At 38.1% G+C, this 25,776-nt stretch carries 26 protein-coding genes and 1 other annotated feature; of the genes, 24 read left to right on the top strand and 2 right to left on the bottom strand.

What is annotated here, in order from left to right; genetic code table 11:
• The first annotated feature begins 5 nt into the window (after positions 1-5).
• The 11 genes from minC to pheA all read left to right on the top strand — a co-directional run bounded on the left by minC (position 6) and on the right by pheA (position 7,586).
• Positions 6-677 (top strand): septum site-determining protein MinC, encoded by a 672-nt coding sequence (gene minC, locus AMD00_RS07930; RefSeq protein ID WP_053416480.1) that lies wholly within the window; start codon positions 6-8, stop codon positions 675-677.
• A 1-nt stretch (position 678) separates the two neighbouring features.
• On the top strand, positions 679-1,476 hold the full coding sequence (gene minD, locus AMD00_RS07925; protein WP_038187406.1) for a septum site-determining protein MinD: 798 nt from the start codon (positions 679-681) through the stop codon (positions 1,474-1,476).
• Between the two features lie 290 nt (positions 1,477-1,766).
• On the top strand, positions 1,767-2,309 hold the full coding sequence (locus AMD00_RS07920) for a peptidoglycan DD-metalloendopeptidase family protein (RefSeq protein ID WP_053416479.1): 543 nt from the start codon (positions 1,767-1,769) through the stop codon (positions 2,307-2,309).
• 41 nt (positions 2,310-2,350) lie between these two features.
• On the top strand, positions 2,351-2,938 hold the full coding sequence (locus AMD00_RS07915) for a site-2 protease family protein (protein ID WP_169786332.1): 588 nt from the start codon (positions 2,351-2,353) through the stop codon (positions 2,936-2,938).
• 45 nt (positions 2,939-2,983) lie between these two features.
• Positions 2,984-3,060 (top strand) — a sequence feature (ribosomal protein L21 leader region).
• A 13-nt stretch (positions 3,061-3,073) separates the two neighbouring features.
• Positions 3,074-3,382 carry a 50S ribosomal protein L21 gene (gene rplU, locus AMD00_RS07910; RefSeq protein ID WP_038187403.1) on the top strand — a complete coding sequence of 103 codons (309 nt, stop codon included), beginning with the start codon at positions 3,074-3,076 and terminating at the stop codon, positions 3,380-3,382.
• Between the two features lie 15 nt (positions 3,383-3,397).
• Positions 3,398-3,736 carry a ribosomal-processing cysteine protease Prp gene (locus AMD00_RS07905; RefSeq protein WP_053416477.1) on the top strand — a complete coding sequence of 113 codons (339 nt, stop codon included), beginning with the start codon at positions 3,398-3,400 and terminating at the stop codon, positions 3,734-3,736.
• Between the two features lie 15 nt (positions 3,737-3,751).
• Positions 3,752-4,045: a 50S ribosomal protein L27 gene (gene rpmA / locus AMD00_RS07900; protein ID WP_038188306.1), complete on the top strand. Its 294-nt coding sequence runs from the start codon at positions 3,752-3,754 to the stop codon at positions 4,043-4,045.
• Positions 4,046-4,393: 348 nt separating this feature from the next.
• A complete protein-coding gene (locus AMD00_RS07895; RefSeq protein ID WP_053416476.1) occupies positions 4,394-4,930 on the top strand; it encodes a Spo0B domain-containing protein in 537 nt (178 codons plus the stop codon).
• Positions 4,931-6,220: a GTPase ObgE gene (gene obgE, locus AMD00_RS07890; protein ID WP_053416475.1), complete on the top strand. Its 1,290-nt coding sequence runs from the start codon at positions 4,931-4,933 to the stop codon at positions 6,218-6,220.
• A 19-nt stretch (positions 6,221-6,239) separates the two neighbouring features.
• On the top strand, positions 6,240-6,695 hold the full coding sequence (locus AMD00_RS07885) for an ACT domain-containing protein (RefSeq protein WP_053416474.1): 456 nt from the start codon (positions 6,240-6,242) through the stop codon (positions 6,693-6,695).
• Between the two features lie 15 nt (positions 6,696-6,710).
• On the top strand, positions 6,711-7,586 hold the full coding sequence (pheA, locus tag AMD00_RS07880; RefSeq protein ID WP_053416473.1) for a prephenate dehydratase: 876 nt from the start codon (positions 6,711-6,713) through the stop codon (positions 7,584-7,586).
• Positions 7,587-7,644: 58 nt separating this feature from the next.
• Here pheA and AMD00_RS07875 read toward each other — a convergent pair whose 3' ends face one another.
• Complete coding sequence (locus AMD00_RS07875) at positions 7,645-8,178, bottom strand: transcription repressor NadR (RefSeq protein WP_053416472.1); 534 nt, start codon at positions 8,176-8,178, stop codon at positions 7,645-7,647.
• A gap of 137 nt (positions 8,179-8,315) precedes the next feature.
• Here AMD00_RS07875 and AMD00_RS24140 point away from each other — a divergent pair, with 137 nt between their 5' ends.
• The 8 genes from AMD00_RS24140 to AMD00_RS07835 all read left to right on the top strand — a co-directional run bounded on the left by AMD00_RS24140 (position 8,316) and on the right by AMD00_RS07835 (position 15,839).
• Positions 8,316-9,761 carry a LysM peptidoglycan-binding domain-containing protein gene (locus AMD00_RS24140; protein ID WP_053416471.1) on the top strand — a complete coding sequence of 482 codons (1,446 nt, stop codon included), beginning with the start codon at positions 8,316-8,318 and terminating at the stop codon, positions 9,759-9,761.
• A gap of 160 nt (positions 9,762-9,921) precedes the next feature.
• Positions 9,922-10,626 (top strand): phosphotransferase, encoded by a 705-nt coding sequence (locus AMD00_RS07865; protein ID WP_169786331.1) that lies wholly within the window; start codon positions 9,922-9,924, stop codon positions 10,624-10,626.
• Between the two features lie 163 nt (positions 10,627-10,789).
• Complete coding sequence (ruvA, locus tag AMD00_RS07860; protein WP_053416469.1) at positions 10,790-11,410, top strand: Holliday junction branch migration protein RuvA; 621 nt, start codon at positions 10,790-10,792, stop codon at positions 11,408-11,410.
• 18 nt (positions 11,411-11,428) lie between these two features.
• Complete coding sequence (gene ruvB / locus AMD00_RS07855; protein WP_038187371.1) at positions 11,429-12,433, top strand: Holliday junction branch migration DNA helicase RuvB; 1,005 nt, start codon at positions 11,429-11,431, stop codon at positions 12,431-12,433.
• Between the two features lie 18 nt (positions 12,434-12,451).
• On the top strand, positions 12,452-13,504 hold the full coding sequence (gene queA / locus AMD00_RS07850) for a tRNA preQ1(34) S-adenosylmethionine ribosyltransferase-isomerase QueA (protein ID WP_053416468.1): 1,053 nt from the start codon (positions 12,452-12,454) through the stop codon (positions 13,502-13,504).
• A 3-nt stretch (positions 13,505-13,507) separates the two neighbouring features.
• On the top strand, positions 13,508-14,650 hold the full coding sequence (tgt, locus tag AMD00_RS07845) for a tRNA guanosine(34) transglycosylase Tgt (protein WP_053416467.1): 1,143 nt from the start codon (positions 13,508-13,510) through the stop codon (positions 14,648-14,650).
• A gap of 44 nt (positions 14,651-14,694) precedes the next feature.
• On the top strand, positions 14,695-14,964 hold the full coding sequence (gene yajC, locus AMD00_RS07840; RefSeq protein ID WP_053416466.1) for a preprotein translocase subunit YajC: 270 nt from the start codon (positions 14,695-14,697) through the stop codon (positions 14,962-14,964).
• Between the two features lie 233 nt (positions 14,965-15,197).
• Positions 15,198-15,839 carry a DUF421 domain-containing protein gene (locus AMD00_RS07835; protein WP_053416465.1) on the top strand — a complete coding sequence of 214 codons (642 nt, stop codon included), beginning with the start codon at positions 15,198-15,200 and terminating at the stop codon, positions 15,837-15,839.
• On the opposite strand, the gene AMD00_RS07830 is transcribed toward AMD00_RS07835, so the two are convergent.
• Positions 15,834-17,351, bottom strand: coding sequence for a putative polysaccharide biosynthesis protein (locus AMD00_RS07830; protein WP_053416464.1), 1,518 nt, complete (start codon positions 17,349-17,351; stop codon positions 15,834-15,836). The genes AMD00_RS07835 and AMD00_RS07830 overlap by 6 nt on opposite strands.
• A 91-nt stretch (positions 17,352-17,442) precedes the next feature.
• Here AMD00_RS07830 and AMD00_RS07825 point away from each other — a divergent pair, with 91 nt between their 5' ends.
• The 5 genes from AMD00_RS07825 to AMD00_RS07805 all read left to right on the top strand — a co-directional run bounded on the left by AMD00_RS07825 (position 17,443) and on the right by AMD00_RS07805 (position 25,774).
• The gene (locus AMD00_RS07825; RefSeq protein ID WP_245639459.1) at positions 17,443-17,763 is read left to right on the top strand and encodes a post-transcriptional regulator; all 321 of its coding nucleotides are present in this window, start codon (positions 17,443-17,445) and stop codon (positions 17,761-17,763) included.
• A gap of 280 nt (positions 17,764-18,043) precedes the next feature.
• On the top strand, positions 18,044-20,314 hold the full coding sequence (gene secDF, locus AMD00_RS07820; protein ID WP_053416462.1) for a protein translocase subunit SecDF: 2,271 nt from the start codon (positions 18,044-18,046) through the stop codon (positions 20,312-20,314).
• A gap of 242 nt (positions 20,315-20,556) precedes the next feature.
• A complete protein-coding gene (gene recJ, locus AMD00_RS07815; protein WP_053416461.1) occupies positions 20,557-22,902 on the top strand; it encodes a single-stranded-DNA-specific exonuclease RecJ in 2,346 nt (781 codons plus the stop codon).
• Positions 22,902-23,414, top strand: coding sequence for an adenine phosphoribosyltransferase (locus AMD00_RS07810; RefSeq protein WP_053416460.1), 513 nt, complete (start codon positions 22,902-22,904; stop codon positions 23,412-23,414). The genes recJ and AMD00_RS07810 overlap by 1 nt, the downstream gene beginning before the upstream one ends.
• Positions 23,415-23,578: 164 nt before the next feature.
• Positions 23,579-25,774: a RelA/SpoT family protein gene (locus AMD00_RS07805; RefSeq protein WP_053416459.1), complete on the top strand. Its 2,196-nt coding sequence runs from the start codon at positions 23,579-23,581 to the stop codon at positions 25,772-25,774.
• Positions 25,775-25,776 lie beyond the last annotated feature (2 nt).

The following is a 25,776-nucleotide window of genomic DNA, read 5'->3' as shown; positions in this document are numbered from 1 at the left end:
CGCATTTGTCGACAAAGCAGCTAGTCTATATTAAAGGTACGAAGGATGGACTTGTGCTTCGATTAGACGATCAATGCGCTTACTCAGAGTTAATCGATGAACTTAAGCGTAAGGTGTCCGAAGAAGGTATGGAAGGTCAAGCTGAAGTACAGATTCAATTAGGAAATCGTTATTGTGATGAAGAACAATTGAAAGAAATTTTGCATATTGTTCAGCAATCCGAGCATTTAAAAGTTTCAAAGATTAAGAGCGATGTAATTTCTGTTGAAGAAAGTAATCGTAGAGTGGTAGAAAGCAGGTCAGCTACTTATGTTGGTATCGTACGATCGGGACAAACGATTCGTGCTGAAGGTGACTTAGTAGTTGTTGGAGATGTTAATCCTAACGCTAAAGTTGAAGCAGGCGGTAGTATTTTCGTCTTAGGACGTTTAAAAGGAATTGCTCATGCAGGTTCAAAAGGTAACCGTGAAGCAGTTATAGCAGCGTCTTGGCTTGAAGCAACCCATCTACTGATTGCTGACTTGATGGAACTTATGACAAATGAATTAGCCGTTTTGTCTGAAACACCTGAAATGGAATGTGCGTATATACATTCAAATGGTCATATTACGATTGACCGCTTGCAAGATTTGCGTTTATTTAGACCAAATCTGTCAACGTTTAAAGGAGGAAGCTAATGTGGGAGAAGCAATTGTAATAACTTCTGGTAAGGGAGGCGTTGGTAAAACAACGACTACTGCAAATCTAGGAACTGCATTGGCCCTTCAAGGAAAAAAAGTATGCTTAGTTGATACAGACATCGGTTTACGCAACCTTGATGTTATCCTTGGATTAGAAAACCGTATTATTTACGATTTAGTAGATGCTATTGAAGGTCGATGTAAAATTCACCAAGCGCTTGTAAAAGATAAACGCTTTGATGAATTACTATTTTTATTGCCCGCTGCTCAAACAACAGATAAGACAGCCGTAACACCACAACAAATGAAACAGTTAATTGGTGAATTAAAAAGAGACTATGATTTTGTGTTAATTGATTGTCCGGCTGGAATTGAACAAGGTTATAAAAACGCTGTTGCTGGTGCAGATAAAGCAATAGTTGTCACAACACCTGAAATTTCAGCAGTGCGTGATGCAGATCGTATTATTGGTCTGTTAGAACAAGAAGAAATAGAACCGCCTAAATTAATTATTAATCGGATTCGTCCACATTTAATGAATCGCGGCGATACATTAGATGTGAACGAAATTACTACACACTTATCAATTGATTTGGTAGGAATTATTCCAGATGATGAGAATGTGATTAGCTCATCCAATAAAGGTGAGCCGATTGTGATGGAGCCGACTACACAAGCGGCTTTAGCATATCGCAACATCGTACGACGAATCCTTGGTGAATCAGTTCCACTTATGACTTTAGAAGGTGAGAGTAAAGGTGTATTCGCTAAACTCAAATCACTATTTTCTAAATAAGTTATATGGGTTCTCGCCCATACTGGACAATCTCTAAATCCGAAAAATATTGTTCTCGATTAGTTAGACTACTCCACATTTAAAATGTGTAGAGTAGTCTTTTTATTTTAGGGGAATATGGAAGTAGAGCTTGAATTTCAGTTATAGTACAAAAGATTTTTTATAACTTAACTTAATTTATTTACATAATTTATTTCTCTCTCCAAATAAAGTTTATATATAGCGTGTAAATGAATGAAGTACCTACTCTACTCATATATTGCAATAAAGAATACTATGAGGTGAAGAGTTTGAAGAATAAATTGAAGTGGATTTTGGCATTCCTCATTACATTAAGTGTTGTCATGATTTCGGCACTTGAAAAAAATGGCACGATGCAGACAAATGTTAAGCAAATTACGAGTACTGGTGAAGATTTCGTGGTGTTACGAAATTGGACAAAGGGTTTACTTAATCCGGATGGTAAACAAGATGATTCTATTACTGTAACAGCTCCTTTATATGAGGGAGAGCTAGCTACATTTTCCACTTTACAGCCGTTCTCGAACGGTACTTTACTGTCTTATAAAGAGAATATTAGTATCCGTGCTAAACAAGACGGACTTGTTATTTTCACAGGCCATACGCAATCGCTTGGAAAGACGATGACGGTCATTTATGAAAATGGAGAAAATGTTACGTATGGTTTTTTAGATGAATTGACAATATTACCATATACCTCAGTTAAGGAGGGAGAAACAATTTCAAATTTAACGTCGGGGCGTCTTTATTTACAAGTTGAGAATAAGGGGACTATGCTTGATTCAACTGCGATAAAAGAGTGGTTGAAGTGAGGGGGAAAATAAAAGTACTAAAATTCCGCATACATCCCACGATGATACCGATAATAATTATATTGTTGTTATCAGGTAATGTAGCCCACTATGCTATGATTCTCGGCTCGTTGCTTTGGCATGAATGCGGACATTTAATAGCTGCTAGCAAATATAAGCTCATCATTAAAGACTGCACGATTATGCCTTATGGAGGGGAAATAAGACTAGCGAAAACACAGTTGATTCGTAAAAAGCATAGGTTAGTAGTTGCGGCTGCTGGACCGATTGCTACTTTTTTTCTCTTGATTTTAGCTCTATTCATGCCAGGGGCGATACAAGAACCGCTGGTATACATACAATTCTTCATTTTACTTATTAACCTATTGCCAATTTGGCCTTTAGACGGTGGTCGTCTAATCGAAATCTTATTAAGCGGAAAACAACCTTTATATGAAATACATGAGTTTTTTTTAAAGTATTCAATTATTACATGTTTAGCGGTCTTACTGTGCTGTATTTTATTATTACCAAAGTCCGTATTTCTGCTCTTTTTATTTATATTTATATTATTTCAAAATATAAAAGAATGGAGATATCGTAAATATACTAAAGCATTTGAAAAGTATGCGTTGAATATATTGACGTAATAGTTTCTATGTGGTAGTATTTTAATGTTATTGTTTGTAGCACCCGTGCTACTACAACCGCGCTGAAAAGGTTTTAAGTATCTTTCGGGATCACCTGATTGAGGGCGAGTCTGAGTTATAAGAGGAGGTGCAGATATGTACGCAATTATCGAAACTGGTGGTAAACAAATCAAAGTTGAAGCTGGCCAAGAAATCTACGTTGAGAAATTAAACGCAGAAGATGGTGAAGTGGTTACTTTTGACAAAGTTTTATTCGTAGGTGGCGAAGCGGTTAAAGTTGGTGCTCCATTCGTGGAAGGCGCTACTGTAACAGCTAAAGTTGAAAAACACGGTCGTCAAAAGAAAATCGTTGTTTTCAAACTTAAAGCTAAGAAAAACTACCGTCGTAAACAAGGTCACCGTCAACCTTATACTAAATTAGTAGTTGAAGCTATCAACGCTTAATAGTGAGGTGATTAAATGATCCAAGTAACGATTAATCACGATGAAAAAAGACATGTATCTTCATTTGAAATGAAAGGTCACGCAGATTTTGATGAATCAGGGAAAGATTTAGTGTGTGCAGGCGCATCAGCAATTGCTTTTGGCACTGTTAATGCTATATACCAACTATTAAATGTTGAACCTACTATTCAGCAAGAGGGTGAAGGTGGATATCTCCACGTCACTTTGCCAGCCGATTTAGATGAAGAATTAGACAGTCGCTTACAATTAGTTGTTCAAACAATGGTTGCACAGTTGTATACAATTGTGCAAAGTTACGGACAATATATTAAGATATCATATTCCCAAATGTAGGAGGTGGAACAGATGATGTTATTAACTTTAGATCTTCAGTTTTTCGCTTCGAAAAAAGGGGTAGGTTCTACTAAGAACGGTCGTGACTCTGAGTCAAAACGCCTTGGAGCTAAACGTGCTGATGGTCAATTCGTTTCTGGTGGATCAATTCTTTACCGTCAACGCGGTACTAAAATTTATCCAGGTGAAAACGTTGGCCGCGGTGGAGACGATACACTTTTCGCAAAAGTTGACGGCGTAGTTAAATTTGAACGCTACGGTCGCGACAAGAAAAAAGTAAGTGTATACCCTGTCGCTCAAGAAGCTTAATTTCAAAAGCTAAGGACTGCATTTATTGCAGTCCTTTTTTAAATGAATAAGCAAGTATATAACTTTTAATCATGTCCAGGCATTCACGCCACCTTTGAGGTCGTTTCAAATCTCCGAGTGAAAGAAAGCAAGACACTTTCATTTCGAGCTTTCCAACGATTGTAAGAGGTGAACGGGCACGATTGCACTTTTATTATTCACTGGTAAAAAGTATGTTTTTAGTAACCAGTTCCTGTTCTAAATCGGCTTTCGCTCAAGTTAGCGGAAGCCTTGTTTTTCTAATGCGAGAAAAACCGATGAAAAATTGGTATACTGAAGACTGAACATCTTATTGGAGGAGTGTGTACAATGACTGAAAAGCCTCTCACCGTAAATGAAGTGCTACGCTTTGCACACCATGATTTTTTAAATCAGCTTCAACTAATAAAGATTAATTTGGACATGGGACGTGTAGAGGAGTCGAAAGAAGTAATTTCTAGAGTGGCCGAACAATGTCGTAACTTTTTCAATATTAATCAATTAGGATTACCAAAAACGATTGAATGGTTCCACACATTGAAATGGCGTTATCCGTCCTATCAAGTAACTATTCAAAGTAACGTTGATTCTGAGGTGGATATAGCATTAGATGGACCGATCAAAGATCATTTAGAGCGGACTGTCTCCTATGTATATTCTTCATTAAACCCATATATAGAGCAAAATCTATCACTTCACATCAACTCAACGCAAGAACAATTAGAAATTTCATTTCATTTAAAAGGCTCATGGGAAATTGAGCCATTCAAAGAAAAAATAGAGCATCAATCCATAATGATTAAAAATAATCATTTTACAAATGAAGATTGGTGTTATTGCATAGAAGCAAGTAAGGAGGGTATTTAAATGTTTGTAGATCACGTTAAAGTGTTTGTTAAAGGTGGAGACGGCGGAGATGGTATGGTTGCTTTCCGTCGCGAAAAATTTATACCAAATGGTGGCCCAGCAGGTGGCGATGGTGGTAACGGTGGAGACTTAATCTTTATCGTTGAAGAAGGACTACGTACATTAATGGATTTCCGTTATAAACGTAATTTTAAAGCAGAACGCGGTAATCATGGTATGAGTAAAAACCAACATGGTAAAAATGCGGAAGATTATTATGTAAAAGTGCCACCTGGTACAATCGTAACTTCTGAAGAAGATGGTAGAGTTATTGCTGATTTAGTAGAACATGGTCAAACAGCCGTTATCGCTCGTGGAGGACGTGGAGGACGAGGAAACTCTCGATTTGCTACACCGTCAAATCCAGCGCCAGAACTTTCTGAAAAAGGCGAGCCAGGACAAGAACTTAATGTTATATTAGAGTTAAAGGTATTAGCTGATGTAGGTTTAGTCGGTTTCCCAAGTGTAGGTAAATCAACATTACTGTCAGTTGTTACTGCAGCAAAACCGAAAATCGGTGCGTATCATTTCACAACAATTGTGCCGAACTTAGGTATGGTTGAAACAGAGGACGGCCGTAGTTTCGCTATGGCAGATTTACCAGGATTAATCGAAGGAGCTCACCAAGGTGTGGGATTAGGACATCAATTCCTACGTCATATTGAACGTACGCGCGTAATCGTGCATGTGATTGATATGTCTGGTATGGAAGGTCGCGATCCTTACGATGACTACTTAACGATTAACAAAGAATTAGAACAATATAATCTACGTTTAACAGAGCGTCCACAAATTATTGTTGCCAATAAAATGGACATGCCTGATGCGGAAGAAAACTTACAAGCGTTCCGTGAAAAAGTTGGAGAAGATGCGAGAATTTTCCCGATTTCTGCTGTTTCACGTAAAGGATTGAAAGAATTACTATTCGCTGTAGCAGACTTATTAGAAGTAACACCTGAATTTGCATTGAACGATGTGGAAGAAGAAGAAACGGATGCAACTGTTTTATACAAACATGAATCACAAGGTCCAGACTTCGAAATTTCACGTGATGATGATGGTTCTTACGTATTAAGTGGCTCTTCTATCGAAAGATTATTCAAAATGACTGACTTTAGTCGTGAAGATTCAATTCGACGCTTTGCTCGTCAATTACGCGGTATGGGCGTTGACGAAGCATTAAGAGAACGTGGCGCTGAAAACGGCGATATTGTTCGTTTACTTGAATTCGAATTTGAATTTATAGAGTAAGTATTTAGGGGGGAAAGAGATGAAAAATGTAGCAGATCAACGCTATTATTTAGTACGCGAAGATGTTCTAACAGATGCCATGCAAAAGACACTTGATGCGAAGTATTTATTACAAACAGGTGCCGTTTCATCAATATGGGATGCTGTTAAGCAGGTAGATTTATCTCGTAGTGCATTTTATAAATACCGAGATGCTGTTTTCCCCTTCCACTCTATCGTTCAAGAACGTATTTTAACTGTTTTTTTACAGTTAGAAGACCGTAAAGGGACACTAGCACGTCTATTATCGACTGTCACAGATACACATTGTAATATCTTAACTATTCATCAAACGATTCCGATACAAGGAAGAGCGAACGTGACATTATCGTTAGATGTGACAGCAATGGATATAGAGTTAGATGATTTAATACAGCAACTAAAAAAATTAGATTTTGTAGAGTCAGCAGAGGTAATTAGTTCAGGAGCATTATAAGGGGGCTTTTTTGAATTGACATCAAAAGAGTGGGAAAATAGAGTGGCTTATTTAGGCCCAGCAGGCACGTTTACGTATTTAGCTACGCAAGAGTTATTTCCAAACGAATGGCTTATTCCTTACAAAACAATTCCAGAGTGCATTGAAGCGGTCGCATCCAGTCAAGTGGATTTAGCAGTAGTACCTGTAGAAAATGCGCTTGAGGGATCTGTACCGTTAACGATTGACTATTTATACCATGAAGCGGATTTATATGTAGTTGGAGAAGTATTATCTCCAATCGCACAACATTTAATGGTAAATCCAAAATATGCTGATCATTGGGAAGGCATTGAGGGTATATATTCACACCCTCATGCACTTGCTCAATGTCATAAATATTTGTACTACAGATTTAGAGGGACTCCGTTAAATCCAACGACATCGACGGCAGCGGCAGCACAGTATATAGCTGAAAACCCCGATCAATGTATTGCTGCAATTGGTAACAGTTCAGCTGCAGAAACTTATGGCTTAAACATTGTCCAAGATAATATTCATGATTTTCATTTTAATCATACACGCTTTTTCGTTCTATCTAGAACCAATCAACGGATTGAAAGGGAACATCGTGATGAACAAATAAAAACAACGGTAATGATTACATTACCTAATGACCGTTCAGGAGCATTACATCAAGTACTATCCGTATTTGCATGGCGTCAAATCAACTTAAGTAAAATAGAGTCAAGACCGTTAAAAACAGGTTTAGGCGACTATTTCTTTATCGTTGACGTACTAGAAGATGAAAATGCACCAATGATGAAAGGTGCGATGGATGAGCTATCTGCATTAGGATGCTCAGTAAAATCACTTGGCACTTATTATACATACAAAAATGGTCATGACTGAAAAACACATACAAAAAAACTCTTAGCATTTTTGCTAAGAGTTTTTTGTATGCTGAAATTTAATTTGTCGTAATTAAAAAGCCTTTCGATTGTAATTGTTGTATGGCAAAATCTATTTTTTCTTCGGAGGAAGCAGAAATAAGATGGACATGAACTCCTTCTGTTAACTCCAATAGAAGATTTGATTTTGTATCGGCTAGCTTTTGCATAAATTGTTGAACGTCATGACGACTAGAGACCATGATGGAAGCAGTAATCTCTCCATATACGGCATGTTCTACAGTAACGTTTTTCACTGTGACTCCGGCATCGACAAATATATTTAATTCTTCTTCTGTATCGGCAGATGTATGACGACATGCAATCTGGCGTTCACAACGGGTTGTATCTTCATTAGAAGTAAATAGTACATATCCTTGGCTTGTTGCCATAATCGGTACATTACGTGCTTTTAATAAGGCCATATCACTGACAATTACTTGTCTCGAAACACTGGTGCGCTTAGCAAGTTCAGTACCTGTAATTGGTTGTCCTTCTTGCTTAAGCATGTCCAAAAGCATTGATCTTCGTTCTTCTCCTAATAATTTTTTCATCTAAATCACCTCGAATACAAGCATAAATTGCCCTTCTCAACTCATAGTGTAACATGAAAGGCACTCACTGAAATATAAAATCGGGTGACCAATTGTGAAAGCTTTTCATATGATACGAAGACGGAAGGAGGAAAAAAATGCGCACTCATACGGTCCAAAAAGGCGATACTCTATGGAAAATCGCAAGACAGTATGGCATTTCTTTTGAAGATTTGAAACGCTTAAATGCTCATTTGGCGAATCCGGATTATATCGTACCGGGTATGGAAATTTTCTTGCCTGCTGTACCAAAGAAAGAAGCGCCGAATCAATCACATAAGGAGCACCCAGTAAAAGAAGCACCAATACATCAGCCAGTAAAAGAAGCGCCGATCCATCATCAACCGGTGAAAGAGGCGCCAACGCATCATGCGCCAACGCACCATGCGCCAACGCACCATGCACCAACCCATCATGTGAAAGAGGCACCAACTCATCATGTGAAAGAGGCGCCGACTCATCATGTGAAAGAGGCACCAACTCATCATGTGAAAGAGGCACCAACTCATCATGTGAAAGAGGCACCAACTCATCATGTGAAAGAGGCGCCAACTCATCATGTGAAAGAGGCACCAATTCATCATGTGAAAGAAGCACCAATTCATCATGTGAAAGAAGCACCTATTGTGGAGCCAGTACCAATTCCACATATGCATCCACATGTACAACAGCGTCCAGTCAAAACACGTATAGAGTTTGTTGAACAACATGAAGAGGAAATAATTATTCAACCGTTACGGGAAAATAAACCAACACAACCTATACAAACAAGCCCATCAGGGGAATTGCCACCAAGTGCACCACTGCCAATTCCGCCAATGGTAATGCAACCATGTCCACCAGAGATGCCGTCAATGGGAATGCAACCATGTCCACCAGAAATGCCGTCATGGCCAACAATGGGGATGCAACCATGTCCGCCATCAGAAATGCCACCGTGGGGAGGTGCAGTACAAATGCCAATGCCGATGCCGATGCCGATGCCAATGCCAAATTGGCAAAATCAACAGCCATGGCCACCGATGGGAATGCAGCCAGGTCCACCGATGGGAATGCAGCCAGGTCCACCAATGGGGATGCAGCCAGGTCCACCAATGGGGATGCAACCAAGTCCACCAATGGGGATGCAACCAAGTCCACCAATGGGGATGCAACCAGGTCCACCGATGGGGATGCAACCAAGTCCACCAACAGGATGGCAAATGCCTGAATCAACTAGAGATTGTGGGTTTGACGAGTCTCCATTTATCGGACATCATCATGGTCCTCTACCACCAATGGAGCCGCAATGGCAACAACCAATGCAACCTGAATGGCAGCAACCAATGCAGCCACAGTGGCAACAACCGATGCAACCGCAGTGGCCTGTTCAAGGACAGCAATGGCAGCAACCTGAAATGATGATGCCTAGTATGCCAAGTATGCCAATGCAATTCTATCCAATGCCGATGCCAATGCCAATGCCAAATTGGAATCCTTCTTCATGCAGTTGTCAGCAACCACAACCGTACCCGCAGCCAAGAACTTCTGTAGATTATAATTGATGTGAATCAAAGCGGTATTTTCAGGAGGGTTAAGCCAAACGTTTGGCAATGGACTATTAATGGGCATAATTATTCGATTAAACGCTACGCGAATAAAGGGACGGCTGACAAGGTTCGTATTGTTCATCAACAATTAAAAAAGGCTAAATTCCCGAATGTTTTGCCAGTTATTTCAAGTGATGATCCTACTGCTATTGTGCAACCTTGGGCATCTAATGTGCGAGCAGTAAAATTTAATCGTATAGAAGAACGTACAAAAACGTTAGATTTATTATATAAATTACATGCAACAAATAGTGACATTAATTGGTCTGAGTTCGGGGTGTTTTTGCCACAATATGATTTACAGTTGAAATGGCAGGATCGTTTGTCAAAATTCAAAGCTAAAAAAGAACAAATAGCCCAGTTTTTGGGCGAATCGGCTGTGGATCAGCTTATTATATATGCGGAACAAGCGTTAAAAAGTATGCCACTAGTAAAAAATAAAAAACCAACAATTCTGCATGGAGATGTTGTGCATCATAATTTTCTAATGACGGAGAAAGGCAAGGTGTATTTGATTGATTTTGATTTAGCAGCAGTTGGTCATGCTGAAGATGAAATCATCATGTGGATGCATCGTGTACTTCCTCATGTCGATTATAATTTGCCTAAACTTTTAGAGGAGCAGCCACTTTTGCAGGGATTTCCGAAAGAGCACTTACTGGCGATTCGTTATCCTAATGAGCTGTTAAGAGAATGGCTGTATGTGGATGTCATTGCTACACAGCGCAAAGCGGCTTTCGTCGAAGAACTTGTGGCATTTACAAAGGTGGCGCTCTCATCTTGGCCAAAATTATGGTATGATAGTGGAAGTGTGAAATAGAATAGGTGTTTGTCTTTTTTGAGAAAAGAAAATGACAAATAAAGCTTCAGATAGGTCGTTTAGGCGATCTATCTTTTTCTACTGCCATTTGGACAAAGGTCTGACATCCTAATGTAACAAATAATATGCTATAATCATAGCGTTGAATATAAGGGGAATTGCCATGTATGACTACATAATTGGACAAGTAACAAGAGTTACTCCAGAATACATTGTCATGGAACAGCAAGGAATTGGCTGGCAATTATATACGCCAAATCCGTTTGCGTTTCATGTTCAAAAGGAATCACTGCAAGTCTATACGCATCATCACGTAAGAGAAGATGCAAATCTATTATTTGCTTTTAAATCATTAGAGCAACGTGAACTATTCCGTAAACTGATACAAGTATCAGGTATTGGGCCTAAAGGAGCAATGGCCATTTTAGCAAGTGGCAACCCATCTCAAGTTATTCAAGCAATTGAACAAGAAGATGAAGTTTTCCTTGTAAAGTTCCCAGGTGTCGGAAAGAAAACTGCTCGCCAAATGATTCTAGATTTAAAAGGGAAACTAGATGCATTACTTGAAAATGTTGAGTTACCAAGTGGAGAAGATGAATTGCCACTTTTCGGAGTAAATCCGAATAAGCATGAATTAGAGGAAGCATTACTAGCGTTAACGGCTTTAGGATATTCGGAGCGTGAGTTAACGAAAATTCGACCACAACTTGATGAAGATTATCAACTTTCATCAACTGAAGCATATATGAAGAAAGCCTTACAACTATTATTAAAACAAAAATAAAAGAAAGGAGGAATAGTTATGGACGAGCGCGTTGTATCGAGTGAAGTATCTAATTTTGATGAACAATTTGAACAGTCACTAAGACCTCAAAATTTGGTTCAGTATATTGGTCAGCAAAAAGTAAAAGACAATTTGAAGATATTTATCGAAGCAGCGAGAATGCGGGAAGAAAGTCTGGATCATGTGCTTTTATACGGACCTCCAGGGCTCGGTAAAACGACTTTAGCAGCTGTGATTGCTAATGAGATGAATGTTCAAATTCGCATGACGAGCGGACCAGCTATAGAGCGTCCAGGAGATTTGGCTGCAATCGTCAGTTCTTTAGAACCAGGGGATGTCCTATTTATCGATGAAATTCATCGTCTACCCCGAGCGATTGAGGAAGTACTGTACCCCGCAATGGAAGACTTTTGTTTAGATATTGTCGTGGGGAAAGGTCCTGCAGCGCGCTCTGTTCGACTTGACTTACCTCCTTTTACATTAGTAGGAGCAACTACAAGAGCAGGGGCACTATCAGCTCCCCTTCGAGATCGCTTCGGCGTGTTGTTACGACTGGAATATTATGACGAGCTTTCATTAACAGAAATTGTTTGTAGAAGTGCTGTGCTTTTTGATGTGAACATTGATAAAATAGCAGCAAGAGAAATTGCTCGACGGTCTCGTGGTACACCACGTGTCGCAAACCGATTACTAAAAAGAGTTAGAGATTATGCACAGGTTATTGGAGACGGGGATATTACACTAGAAATGGCACAAGCTGCACTAGAGTTGTTACAAGTCGATCCGTTAGGTTTAGATCATATCGATCACAAATTAATATCTACGATGATTGAACGTTTCCGAGGCGGTCCTGTTGGTTTAGATACGATTGCAGCAAGTATTGGGGAAGAATCAATGACAATTGAAGATGTTTATGAGCCCTATTTAATGCAGATTGGTTTCATTCAGCGAACACCAAGAGGACGCTTAGCGACTACACTGGCTTATGAGCATTTCGGCTATCCATTGCCATCACAAACATAAAACAAAAGGAAGTTAACAATGAAATTAGAAGACTTTGATTTTGAACTACTAGAAGAGTTAATTGCACAAACACCACTAGAAGACCGCACCTCAAGCCGTCTAATGATAGTAGATAGTGATTCAGGTGAAGTGACACATCATACTTTCCGTGATATTATCGAAGAACTACACGAAGGTGATTGCCTTGTCTTAAACGATACACGTGTATTACCTGCACGCTTAATGGGTGTAAAGGAAGAAACAGGCGCGCATGTTGAAATATTACTATTAAAACAAACGTCAAATGAAGATGAATGGGAAACGCTAGTGAAACCTGCAAAACGTGTGAAAGTAGGAACTGAAATTACTTTCGGTGAAGGTCTGCTAAAAGCGACGTGTACAGGTGAGTTAGATCATGGTGGAAGACTATTTAAATTCAACTACGAAGGAATCTTCTATGAAATTTTAGACCAACTTGGAGAAATGCCTCTACCACCATATATTCGTGAAAAATTAGATGATCAAGATCGTTATCAAACTGTTTTCGCGAAGGAACGTGGTTCAGCAGCGGCTCCTACAGCAGGTCTACACTTCACAACAGACTTATTAGATGAAATTCGTGCAAAAGGTGTTAAAGTTGCTTTCTTAACATTGCATGTAGGATTAGGAACATTCCGTCCTGTTAATGTTGAGACAATAGAAACACATGCAATGCACTCTGAATTTTATAATCTAACAGAAGAAACAGCAGCTATTATTAATGATACAAAACGTAATGGTGGTCGTGTAATTGCAGTAGGTACAACATCTACTCGTACACTTGAAACAATAGCAGAACGCCATGATGGTAAGATTGTAGCTGATAGTGGTTGGACTTCGATCTTCATCTACCCGGGTTTTGAATACAAAGCAATTGATGGTTTAATCACAAACTTCCATTTGCCAAAATCAACGCTAGTTATGTTAGTGAGTGCATTAACAACCCGTGAAATAATATTAAATGCTTACAATATCGCAGTACAAGAACGCTATCGCTTCTTTAGCTTTGGCGATGCGATGTTTATCCGCCCAAAAGCACAGAAAGGAAATTAATCAATGTCTCAAGCAATCAGATATGAGCTAATTAAAACAGATAAACAAACAGGCGCACGCCTTGGTATCGTGCATACTCCGCACGGTTCATTCGAGACACCAGCATTTATGCCAGTAGGTACTCAAGCATCTGTTAAAACAATGTCTCCAGAAGAAGTAAAAGATATGGGAGCAGGCATTATTTTAAGTAACACATACCATTTATGGCTTCGTCCAGGTCACGACATTGTTCGTGAAGCAGGAGGTCTCCATAAATTTATGAACTGGGATCGTCCAATTTTAACGGATTCGGGTGGCTTCCAAGTATTTAGCTTAAGCCATATTCGTAAAATTGAAGAAGAAGGCGTTCATTTCCGTAATCACTTAAATGGTGATAAACTATTCTTAAGCCCTGAAAAAGCGATGGAAATTCAAAATGCGCTTGGTGCAGATATTATGATGGCATTTGATGAATGTCCTCCGTTTCCAGCTACTTTTGAATATATGAAAGCGAGTGTGGAACGTACTTCTCGCTGGGCAGAACGTTGTCTAGAAGCTCATGCCCGTCCACATGACCAAGGTCTCTTTGGTATCGTCCAGGGTGGAGAATTTGAAGAGTTACGTAAGCAATCTGCAAAGGATCTTGTATCAATGGATTTCCCAGGCTACGCTATCGGTGGCCTATCTGTAGGGGAACCAAAAGATATCATGAACCGTATGCTTGAATATACAACACCGTTATTACCAGCAGAAAAACCACGTTATTTAATGGGAGTAGGTTCTCCTGACTCATTAATCGATGGTGCAATTCGCGGTATTGACATGTTTGACTGTGTATTACCAACACGTATTGCTCGTAATGGTACATGCATGACAAGCGAAGGTCGTTTAGTGATCAAAAATGCGAAATTTGCAAGAGACTTTGGTCCACTTGATCCGAACTGTGATTGCTATACTTGTCGCAATTATTCACGTGCGTATATTCGTCACTTGTTGAAAGCGGAAGAAACATTTGGAATCCGATTAACTTCTTATCATAATTTATATTTCTTACAAGATTTAATGAGAAACGTAAGACAAGCGATCCGTGAAGATCGACTTGGTGATTTCCGAGAAGAGTTTTTTGAAGCATATGGTTTCAACAAACCAAATGCAAAAAATTTCTGATTCTTGTATACTATTGAAAGATATAGAAAGGGGGATTATATTCAATGGAAATTTTAACAGGTATTGGCCCGATTATTCTTATGTTTGGTGTGATGTATTTACTATTAATCCGTCCAGCACAAAAACAACGTAAGAAAACATCTCAAATGCAAAATAGTTTATCACGTGGCAATCAAATCGTGACAATCGGTGGATTGCACGGTGAAGTTGACGCGGTTGACGATACAACAGTTGTTATCAAAGTTGCTGATGGCACAAAACTACGTTTCGAGCGCGCGGCGGTAGGTCGCATTGTTGAAGATGTAACTAACTAATTAAATGCGTTCAAAAAGGCTATTCCACACTTATGTTGTGGAGTAGTCTTTTTTTTGTGGAAACATTTGAAGTAAGTTTTTATCAGAACGTTGTAATAAAATTTAATAAAAGCGTTGAACAATAATATCTTTAAAATATGTAGACAATAGTTTAAAAAGTAGCATGTTTTAAATCAATGATTTTGTATAAATCGTTCAATCTTACACATTCTATTTAAAAAAAGGAGTCGTGTATGAACGATTTATTAATTATCGCATTTCGTACCGTCTTTTTATATTTTGTTATTTTGATTATTTTTCGCCTCATGGGAAAACGAGAGGTTGGCGAACTTAGTATGATTGATCTCGTCATATTCGTACTCATCGCAGAAGTTGCGGCATTTGCTATTGATGATCCGCAACGGAAGTTATTTGAATCAGTTCTGCCGATGATTATGTTGCTCGTCATTCAAGTTGTCTTGTCATATATAACTTTAAAAAATAAAAAGATTCGTGATCTAATTGATGGTGATCCGGTTACGATTATTCGAGATGGCGTCATTATGGAAAGTGAAATGAGGAAACAACGTTATAATCTTAATGATTTATTTCAGCAGTTAAGAGAACAGCAGGTAGGCTCTGTACAGCAAGTTTCTTACGCTTTCTTAGAGCCATCTGGCAACCTTTCTGTTTTTGTAAAAGATGAAGATCCACCCACATTACCGTTAATTATTGATGGGGAGATACAAGAACGTCATCTCAAGTTAATGCAAAGAACAGAAGAATGGTTGATGGAAAAGCTATTGGAACAAAATATCACTGATGTTACGGAGATATTCTATTGCTGTTTTGAGAAGAATGAATTGAACATACAAAAAAAGGAAGCGGCATCATAGCCGTTTCCTAATTGTTCTTGTTAAATACATAAAATCACGCCATCTAATTTGATTAAATAGTATCAAAAGTACAGAAAGTATACCTAAGGTTATAGCGCTATTCCAGATAACAGAAAGACCTGCAGTAGGTATTAGCATGGTTCGTAATACGACTACGAAAATGAATATGCCATATGGGACGACAAATAATCGGAAGCCCGTATGCAAATATTTCTTCTGACGAATAGTTGCGATATGTAAAAAGGATGTGACGAGAACGCCGAAACCAATCGCAATGACCGCACCTTTTTCTTGTAAACCTGACTGAGAAGCGAGAACGAACATGATAAACAATTTACCTAAACCACCATATACAGCATTCATCATAGCAGCATTAGCCTCATCTACAGCCTGTAGAATCGAATTTAGTGGACTTTGAATATAATAAAAGAAAAAGACTGGTGATAATAATTTTACATAGCCACGATTTTCTTGTAGGTGGAAAAGTTTCATTGCAAGTTCATCACCGTGAATGAAAAAATATGTAGCCGCAAAACAGCCTACAAGCGTCGATAATCGAAGTGAAATTTGGACACGATCTTTTAATAACCTGTGATTGCCACGAGCAACAGCATCACTTACAGCAGGTATAAGCACAACTGATAGAGCAAATGGTACAAAAGCTGGGAATAATAATAATGGAACAAGCACACCAGAAATGACTCCATATAATTTTGTAGCAACGACGGTTGTCATGCCGGCTAATGTTAGCGCCTTTAAAAAGATAATGGGCTCTAAAAACCATGTGAATGTACCAAAGATTTTACTACCAGTTGAAGGAAGAGCTACTTTTAATATTGGATTTGGTGGATAATACTCTTTTGATGGCTGTAGAACACCTGAACGCTTTACTTTTCGATAATGCCAATACAGATAGAGGAAAGCGACGGCTTCAGCAATTGCTGTAATGACCATAGCAAACCCTGCAGTTAGAGCTGGTTCTTCTACATTTACGCCATAAGGTAACAAAAAAGTAATAAGAATAATACGGATAACTTGTTCCATTGTTTGAGACCAAGCTGTTTCTGCGATGCGTGCTAGTCCTTGAAAGAAAGATTTGAGCAGTGCGGATGCGGCGGCAACTGGAACCGTTGCCAAGCCAACATATAAAATAAGCATGGTCTGTCCGTCATGAAGTAAATTGTTGGACAAATACGGAATGAATAGCATTATCAAAGGAAATAAGATAATACCTGCAAGAAAGGTCAATAAAGTAGCTGTTCTCATTACAGCACTTAATTGTTCTTTCTTTTTTTTCGCATGCAGTTCAGCGATAATTTTCGCTACAGCAATTGGAATGCCGAGTTGGATTAAGGATAGGAAGAAAATAAAAGCCGGATATGCCGCCATATATGTGCCGACAGCCTCTTCACCCGCAACCCTCATAAATTGCATTCGATACAAGAAACCCAAGAGCTTAGATAAGAACACAGCACCCATTAATAAAAAAGTGCCATGAAAAAAAGAAGTCAATACTATCCCTTCCTTCTCAATTCAAGAAAATTCGTATACAATTATCCTATGCAAGAACAGAAGCGGATAAAACTACCATAAAGGAAGTGAAATGATGGCGATCGAGTACGAGGCTTTATTTCAAAAGTTTTTACCAGCTTTAATTAGTAAAAGAAATGAATTTATCATGCAAGGTTATAAAACGGTAACAGTAGAGGACATATGGGATGTATGTGTAAAAAAGAAATGGCGTAAGCGCAATGTTCAGACATTACGTCCTTATGAAATGGTTGAGGACCTATTTTCTTTAAGTACTGCACAATATATGACCTATACTCAAATCAAAGAATCAAAAACATCTAATTGGTTCTCAGAATTAAATCAAGATGAATTACAACTGCTATTACATGGGAATGGTAGTGAAGAACCTTAAAGAAATTTTTTATATAAATAAAAAAGGGTCAATTTGACAGTAGAGTCCACCTGTTTCATAATAGACCTGTTAAGTTTTAAAATTTGCTGTTGTATTAATGAAACAAATTTTTTTACTAAAAAACATTTTACAGTACTTTTTATATCAGTTTTCATAATTTATGAGCATTTAGTCTCGAAGTTTTTACAAGCTTTATGAATAAATTCGTGTCATAATATAGATTATTAAGTAAAATGTTTTATAAGTCATACCGCTGTATTTGTTTGAGGAGGAAGTTTGAATGAAATTAAGAAGCCGTATCGTTGCTTTTTTACTACTAGTAGTTGTTTTAGGTGCAACGATGAGTACGACTGTTCAAGGAGTCTTGAACAATATTAAACTAGGCCTTGATCTACAAGGTGGTTTTGAAGTTCTTTATCAAGTAGAGCCTTTAAATGGTGGTCCGGATATTACAGAAAATGATGTGAAGGATACTGCACAAGCATTATCAAGACGTGTAAATGCACTTGGTGTTAGTGAACCGAGCATTCAAATTGAAGGTAAAGACCGTATCCGTGTTCAGTTAGCGGGTGTTGAAGATCAAGAATCTGCTCGTGAATTACTTTCAACTGAGGCCAATTTAACATTCCGTGATGTTAACGATAACATTTTGTTAGACGGAAATGATTTGAAACAAGGCGGTGCTTCTGGTTCCTTTGATGATCAGAATCGTCCTATTGTTACTTTGAAATTAAAAGATCCAGCAAAATTTGCTGAAGTAACAGGGAAAATTGCAGCTATGGGAGAACCAAATAACTTATTAGTCATTTGGTTAGACTTTGAAGAAGGTAAAGACTCTTATGCAGAAGAAGTTAAAAAGGCAAAACCTAAATTTGTTTCTGACCCTCGCGTAACGCAAGTCATCAATTCATCAGACGTTCAAATTTCAGGAGCATTTACAGTTCAGGAAACAAAAGATTTATCTGGTATTTTAAATGCTGGTGCATTACCTGTAAAATTAGTTGAGAAATATTCAACTTCAGTAGGAGCACAATTCGGTGATCAGGCGCTGAAAAGTACGATTTTTGCAAGTCTAGTTGGTATTGGGTTAATCTTTATCTTTATGCTTGTTTATTATCGTCTACCAGGATTGGTAGCAAATTTAACATTAGTTGTTTTCACATTTTTAGTACTTGTTATCTTTGATTGGATTAATGCGGTTCTTACGCTACCAGGTATCGCAGCAATTGTACTTGGGGTAGGTATGGCTGTAGATGCCAATATCTTAATGTACGAGCGTATTCGTGAGGAATTACGAGTTGGTAAGTCCATAAAGGCAGCATTTAATTCAGGTTCGAAATCTTCATTCTCAGCTATTTTCGATGCTAATATTACAACGCTTCTTGCAGCATCTGTATTATTTATCTTCGGGACAAGCTCTGTTAAAGGTTTCGCAACAACATTAATGATCAGTATTTTAGTCAGCTTTATCACAGCTGTTTGGGGAACTCGTATTTTACTAGGCTTACTAGTAAATAGCGGATACTTCGATGGGAAAACAGCTTGGTTTGGCGTAAGTAAAAAGAAAGTGCACAAAATTGAAGAAGGCGTAGATACATTAGATTTAACAACACGCTTTGATAAATTGGATTTTGTTCATAATCGTAAAAAATACTACGCAGCTTCTTTAATCTTCATTATTGTCGGGTTTACTGTTTTAGGAATCTTCAAGCTTAACTTAGGGATTGATTTCTCAAGTGGTACTCGTGTGGAAGTTAAAGCAGAGCATCAGTTAACAAAAGAAGAAGTTTCTGATACTATCGCTAAACTTGGATTTGATTCAGAGGATATCGTAATCTCTGGTGAAAAGAAAGACATTGGAGTAATTCGATATAAAGATGACTTCTCAAAAGATGAAGTTAAAAAAGTAAAAGCAGAATTTAAAAAAGAATTTGGTCATGAACCAAGTATTAGCACAGTTTCTCCAACAGTTGGACAAGAGTTAGTGAAAAATGCTATCAAAGCATTAGCATATGCAGCTATTGGCATCATCATTTATGTTGCTTTCCGTTTCGAATGGCGCATGGGTGTCGGTGCGATTGTATCATTATTGCATGACGTATTCTTTATGGTCGCGTTATTTAGTTTCTTCCGTCTAGAAGTGGATATTACGTTTATCGCCGCTGTATTAACGATTGTTGGTTATTCAATAAACGATACAATTGTTACGTTTGACCGTATTCGTGAAAACTTACATCGTGTTGGTAAAATTAAAGATTCAGAAGACCTTGCCAACATTGTTAATAAATCACTACGTCAAACTTTAGGACGATCTGTAAATACAGTATTAACAGTAATTATTGTTGTAGTTGCATTATTGTTCTTAGGTGCACCTTCAATCCAAAACTTCTCGATTGCATTACTAATCGGGTTAATTACGGGTATGTATTCGTCAATCTTTATCGCAGCTCAAGTTTGGTACTCGTTGAAAAAACGCCAAATGAAAAAGCAAGGTAATTTAGACGTTGGTAAAAAGAAAAAACAATGGGGCACTGACGAACCAGTTGTATAATTAAGTTCGAAAATGATCAGCTCACTGAAACTACTCTGCACTTTTAAAGTGTAGAGTAGTTTTTTGTGGCTTTAGAGCATTAGTCAAAGTTTGTTTTATCAGTATTGAAAGTGAACAAATGGATAGGTAAGGGATATGTAGACTAAATCTTTTTATAACTACTAATCTTCAAGCCGCTTTGTCTAAAGGTTTTTTTCGTAAGTTAAATTAGGTATAATGAAACGCGTGAGGAAGTGACATAAATGGTAATGACAACAAAAAGATGGCGAATTGAAAGACCAGATGAAATGCTTGTAAAGACATTTCAAAAAGAACTAGGTATACCTGCAATATCAGCGAAAATATTAGCTGCACGTGGTTTTGATACAATCGAATCTGCACGTGCTTTTTTAAATATTGATCATCAATCTACAAATGATCCATTCCTAATGCACGGGATGCAGCAAGCGGTCGATCGTATTCATCAAGCAATCAACAATGATGAGAAAATACTTGTTTATGGTGATTATGATGCTGATGGCATTACGAGTACAGCTGTAATGATGACAGTTTTGAGAGACTTAGGTGCGAATGTAGAGCACAAAATTCCCAATCGATTTACAGATGGGTATGGACCAAGCGAACGATTATTCCGAGAAGCTCATGAGCAAAACTTCAAGCTAATTATCACAGTTGATAATGGTATTTCAGGCAATCACGAAGTACAAGTGGCAAAAGAGCTTGGTATGGATGTCATTGTGACAGATCACCATGAAATAGGAGAGGAATTGCCACCGGCTGATGTCATCATTCATCCGAGACATCCAGAGGGGGAGTTTCCTTTTGGCGAGCTTGCAGGTGTTGGGGTAGCATTTAAAGTGGCGCATGCTTTATACGGTGAATTTCCAAAACATTTGCTAGAATTTGTAGCGATTGGAACAATAGCTGATTTAGTGCCTTTATTAGAAGAAAACCGTTATTTAGTAAAGCAAGGTATTCTAGCCCTTCAGAAATCAACAAGACCTTCGATAAAGGCATTATGTACAGTAGCAGGTACAAAGCAAAATGACATTACTGAAGAGACAATTGGTTTTGGATTTGGACCAAGATTAAATGCATTAGGACGCCTTGGTGATGCCAATCCTGGTGTAGATTTCTTACTTGAAGAAGACGAGGCAAGTGCAGCGACAATGGCGAGCCTTTTAAATGATAAAAACAAAGAGCGCCAAGGAATTGTTTCTGATATTACTGAGCAAGCTGTTGCTATGGTTGAAAATATCGATGAAATCCGAAATTCACAAGTACTTGTTATAGCTGAAGAAGGCTGGAATCCAGGAGTAGTAGGAATAGTAGCTTCTAGACTTGTTGAAAAATATTATAAACCAACAATTATCTTATGCATTGATATTGAAAAAGGGATAGCAAAAGGTTCAGCGCGTAGTATTGAAGGTTTTAATATGTATCAAGAACTTGCAAAGAATCGCGATATTTTACCTGCATTCGGCGGACATCCAATGGCAGCTGGTATGACACTAGCAATGGAAGATGTAGATGAATTGCGTGAACGACTAGATATACAAGCTAGAGAATGTTTGGCTGAAGAAGACCTAATTCCTATTCTTCAAGTAGATATTCCTCTGAAAATAGATGAGATTGATACGGATTCAATTGCAGAAGTAAGGGAATTAGCCCCGTTTGGAATGGGTTTTCCAAAGCCCATGTATGGTATTGAAGATGAACACATTCAATCGATGAGAAAAATTGGTGCCAATGAAGATCATTTGAAAATGGAGATTGGTCAACCGGATGCTACCATTGATGCAGTTGGCTTCCATAAAGGATATCTTGCAGATGAGCTTACTTATGGCATTAACGTTTCTTTTGCAGGTGATTTACAAATTAATGAATGGAATGGCAGAAAGAAGCCACAGTTTATGATTTCAGACGTACGTACGGATGAATGGCAGCTATTCGACTTACGTGGAATAAGACAAGTTGCTAGATGGTTGCAAACGGTACCTGTAGAGGAATCTACATTTATAGCATTTAAGCCTGATACAATGCAATATTATGAATCTTTAATTCCGAAAAAAATTATGCCATATAGTGAAGAGTTATCACTAGAACATGTTAGCCCTTTTGTCGTCTTATTAGATATGCCACAAGATGTTCAAATGTTAGAGGACCTATTAACGAATGTAAAACCGACTCGAATTTATGCTCACTTTTATATTCCAGATTCGCATTATTTTGATGGTATGCCAACGCGTGAACAATTTGGTTGGTACTATACGTTTCTGAATAAACGACGGGAATTCCATTTGAGACAGCATTTGAATGATTTGGCGAAGCATAAAGGGTGGAGTCGTGATATGTTAATTTTCATGACCCAGGTGTTTTTTGAACTTGGATTTGTTACAATAGAAAACGGACTTGCAAAAATTGTAGAAGGTGCTCCTAAAAAACAATTATCAAGTGCCAACGTTTATAAAACACGCGCACAACAAATGGATTTGGAACAGACATTGTTGTATGCACCATATAAAGATTTAAGACAGTGGTTTGATGCGAGATTATCCGCTCAAACAGTTTCTGAGGAGGAACAGTAATGGATTTAAAACAATATGTGACTGTCGTTGAAGACTGGCCAAAAGAGGGCATTTCTTTCAAAGATATTACGACAATCATGGATAATGGAAAAGCATATAAATACGCAACAGATCAAATAGTGGAATATGCTAAAAAAGTAGGCGCTGAATTAATCGTTGGCCCTGAAGCACGTGGATTCATTACAGGGTGCCCTGTTGCTTATGCTTTAGAAATCGGTTTTGCACCTGTTCGCAAACCAGGTAAATTACCTCGTGAAGTAATTAGTGCCGATTACGGTTTGGAATATGGTAAAGACACATTAACGATGCACAAAGATGCTGTTAAACCCGGTCAAAAAGTATTAATCGTGGATGATTTACTTGCAACTGGAGGAACTGTAGCAGCGGCTATCCAGCTTATTGAAGAATTAGGCGGCGAAGTAGTAGGTTGTGCATTCTTAATCGAATTAGAAGAGCTAAACGGCCGCGATAAGATTAAAGGCCATGATATATTCACATTAATGAAATACTAATAAATTGACCTCTTTGTTTTTAACAAAGGGGTTTTTTATCATATAATTAGAGTTATTATGATCGCCAACTGCTTTTGACGCGAATAGCCTTTACAACAAGGCTGTTTTTTTTATACAATTAAAGTTAAATCTAATCGGAAAATTTATGGAATAGGGTGGCTAACATGGCGAAGGATCAAGTGATGACAGTAGAAGACGTTTTTGCAACTCTTTCTTCTTATATGAATACCGAACATGTTGCTTTTGTACAAAAAGCATATGAGGTTGCGAGAGAAGCACATAAAGAACAGTTTCGAAGCTCGGGGGAGCCTTATATTTTACATCCCATTCAAGTAGCAGGTATTTTAGCCGAACTTCAAATGGATCCAGAAACAGTATCAGCAGGCTTTCTACATGACGTTGTAGAAGATACGCCCGTAACACGTGAAGATCTTGTAGAAGCGTTCAGTGAAGATGTTGCTATGCTTGTGGATGGTGTTACAAAGCTAGGTAAGATTAAATATAAATCGAAAGCAGAACAGCAGGCTGAAAATCATCGCAAAATGTTTGTCGCAATGGCGCAAGATATCCGTGTAATTTTAATTAAGTTAGCGGATCGCTTACATAATATGCGTACATTAAAGCATTTACCTGTTGAAAAGCAACGACGTATCGCAAAGGAAACGCTTGAAATTTTCGCTCCATTAGCTCATCGCTTAGGGATATCGGCTATTAAATGGGAGTTAGAAGATACTGCACTTCGTTATTTAAATCCACAGCAATATTACCGAATCGTTAACTTGATGAAGAAAAAGCGTGTAGAACGTGAAGCTTATTTATCATCTGTTATGGGGGAAATCCATACACAGTTAGATGATATTGAAATTAAGGCTGATCTATCAGGAAGACCAAAACATATATATAGCATTTACCGTAAAATGGTTATGCAAAATAAGCAATTTAGTGAAATTTATGATTTACTTGCTGTACGTGTGATCGTCGATAGTATAAAAGACTGTTATGCTGTTTTAGGTATAGTGCATACTCTTTGGAAGCCAATGCCTGGCCGCTTTAAAGACTATATCGCAATGCCAAAACAAAACTTATATCAATCGTTGCATACGACAGTAATTGGGCCTTACGGTGACCCATTAGAGGTGCAAATTCGTACGATGGACATGCATAATATTGCAGAATACGGGGTTGCTGCACACTGGGCTTATAAGGAAGGTAAGAATATCGATATGAGTAATTCAAATATCGATAGCAAACTAACATGGTTCCGAGAAATTTTAGAGTTCCAAAACGAGTCATCTAATGCAGAAGAATTTATGGAATCATTAAAATTTGATTTATTCTCTGATATGGTCTATGTATTTTCGCCAAAAGGGGATGTCATGGAATTACCTGCAGGGTCTGTACCGATTGACTTTGCATATCGCGTACACTCTGAAATAGGGAATAAAACTATCGGATCAAAAGTAAATGGAAAAATGGTGCCTCTTGATACACCTTTAAAAACGGGTGATATTATTGAAATCATGACATCAAAGCAATCATTTGGGCCAAGTCGTGATTGGCTGAAAATTGCACAATCTTCACAAGCTAAGCATAAAATCAAACAGTTCTTTAAAAAGCAATTGCGCGAAGATAATGTTGTAAAAGGTCGCGAATTAATTGACAAAGAAATAAAAGAGCAAAACTTCGATCCTAAGGAAGTCTTAACTCCTGAAAACTTTAAACGCGTATGTGAGAAGATGAATTTTGCCAGTGAAGACGATTTAGTTGCAGCAGTAGGCTTTAATGGTATGACGGCACAACAAGTTGTAAATCGTCTTGCGGAGAAAATTCGTAAACAGCGCGATCATGAAGAAGCGTTAGTGAAAATCAATAAGGAAATGAACTCACCTGAAAAGAGAAAAGCTACTGAGTCAGGCGTCGTCGTAAAAGGATTAGAAAATCTTCTAATTCGTCTTTCACGTTGCTGTAGCCCAGTGCCAGGTGATGATATTGTTGGTTTTATCACAAAAGGGCGAGGTGTTTCAGTTCACCGTGCAGATTGCCCAAATGTACAGTCGAATGAAGAACAAGAACGCTTAATCGATGTTGAATGGGACTCTGCATTTGCTGATGAGAAAAAAGAATATTCTGTGGATATCGAAGTATCAGGCTATGATCGTCCAGGCTTACTGAATGAAGTGATGCAAGTCGTGAATGAAGCCAAAACGAATATTAGTGCTGTAAGTGGTAGAGCTGATAGAGATAAATTAGCAACTATTAACTTAACAATTCGTATTCGTGATATTGCTCATTTATATAAAGTTGTAGATCGTATTAAACAAATTCCAGATATTTATTCTGTACAACGTGTGACAAACTAAGA

This window comes from Viridibacillus arvi, from assembly GCF_001274945.1.
GTDB lineage: Bacteria > Bacillota > Bacilli > Bacillales_A > Planococcaceae > Viridibacillus > Viridibacillus arvi.
This window is presented reverse-complemented; position numbering and strand designations above follow the sequence as displayed.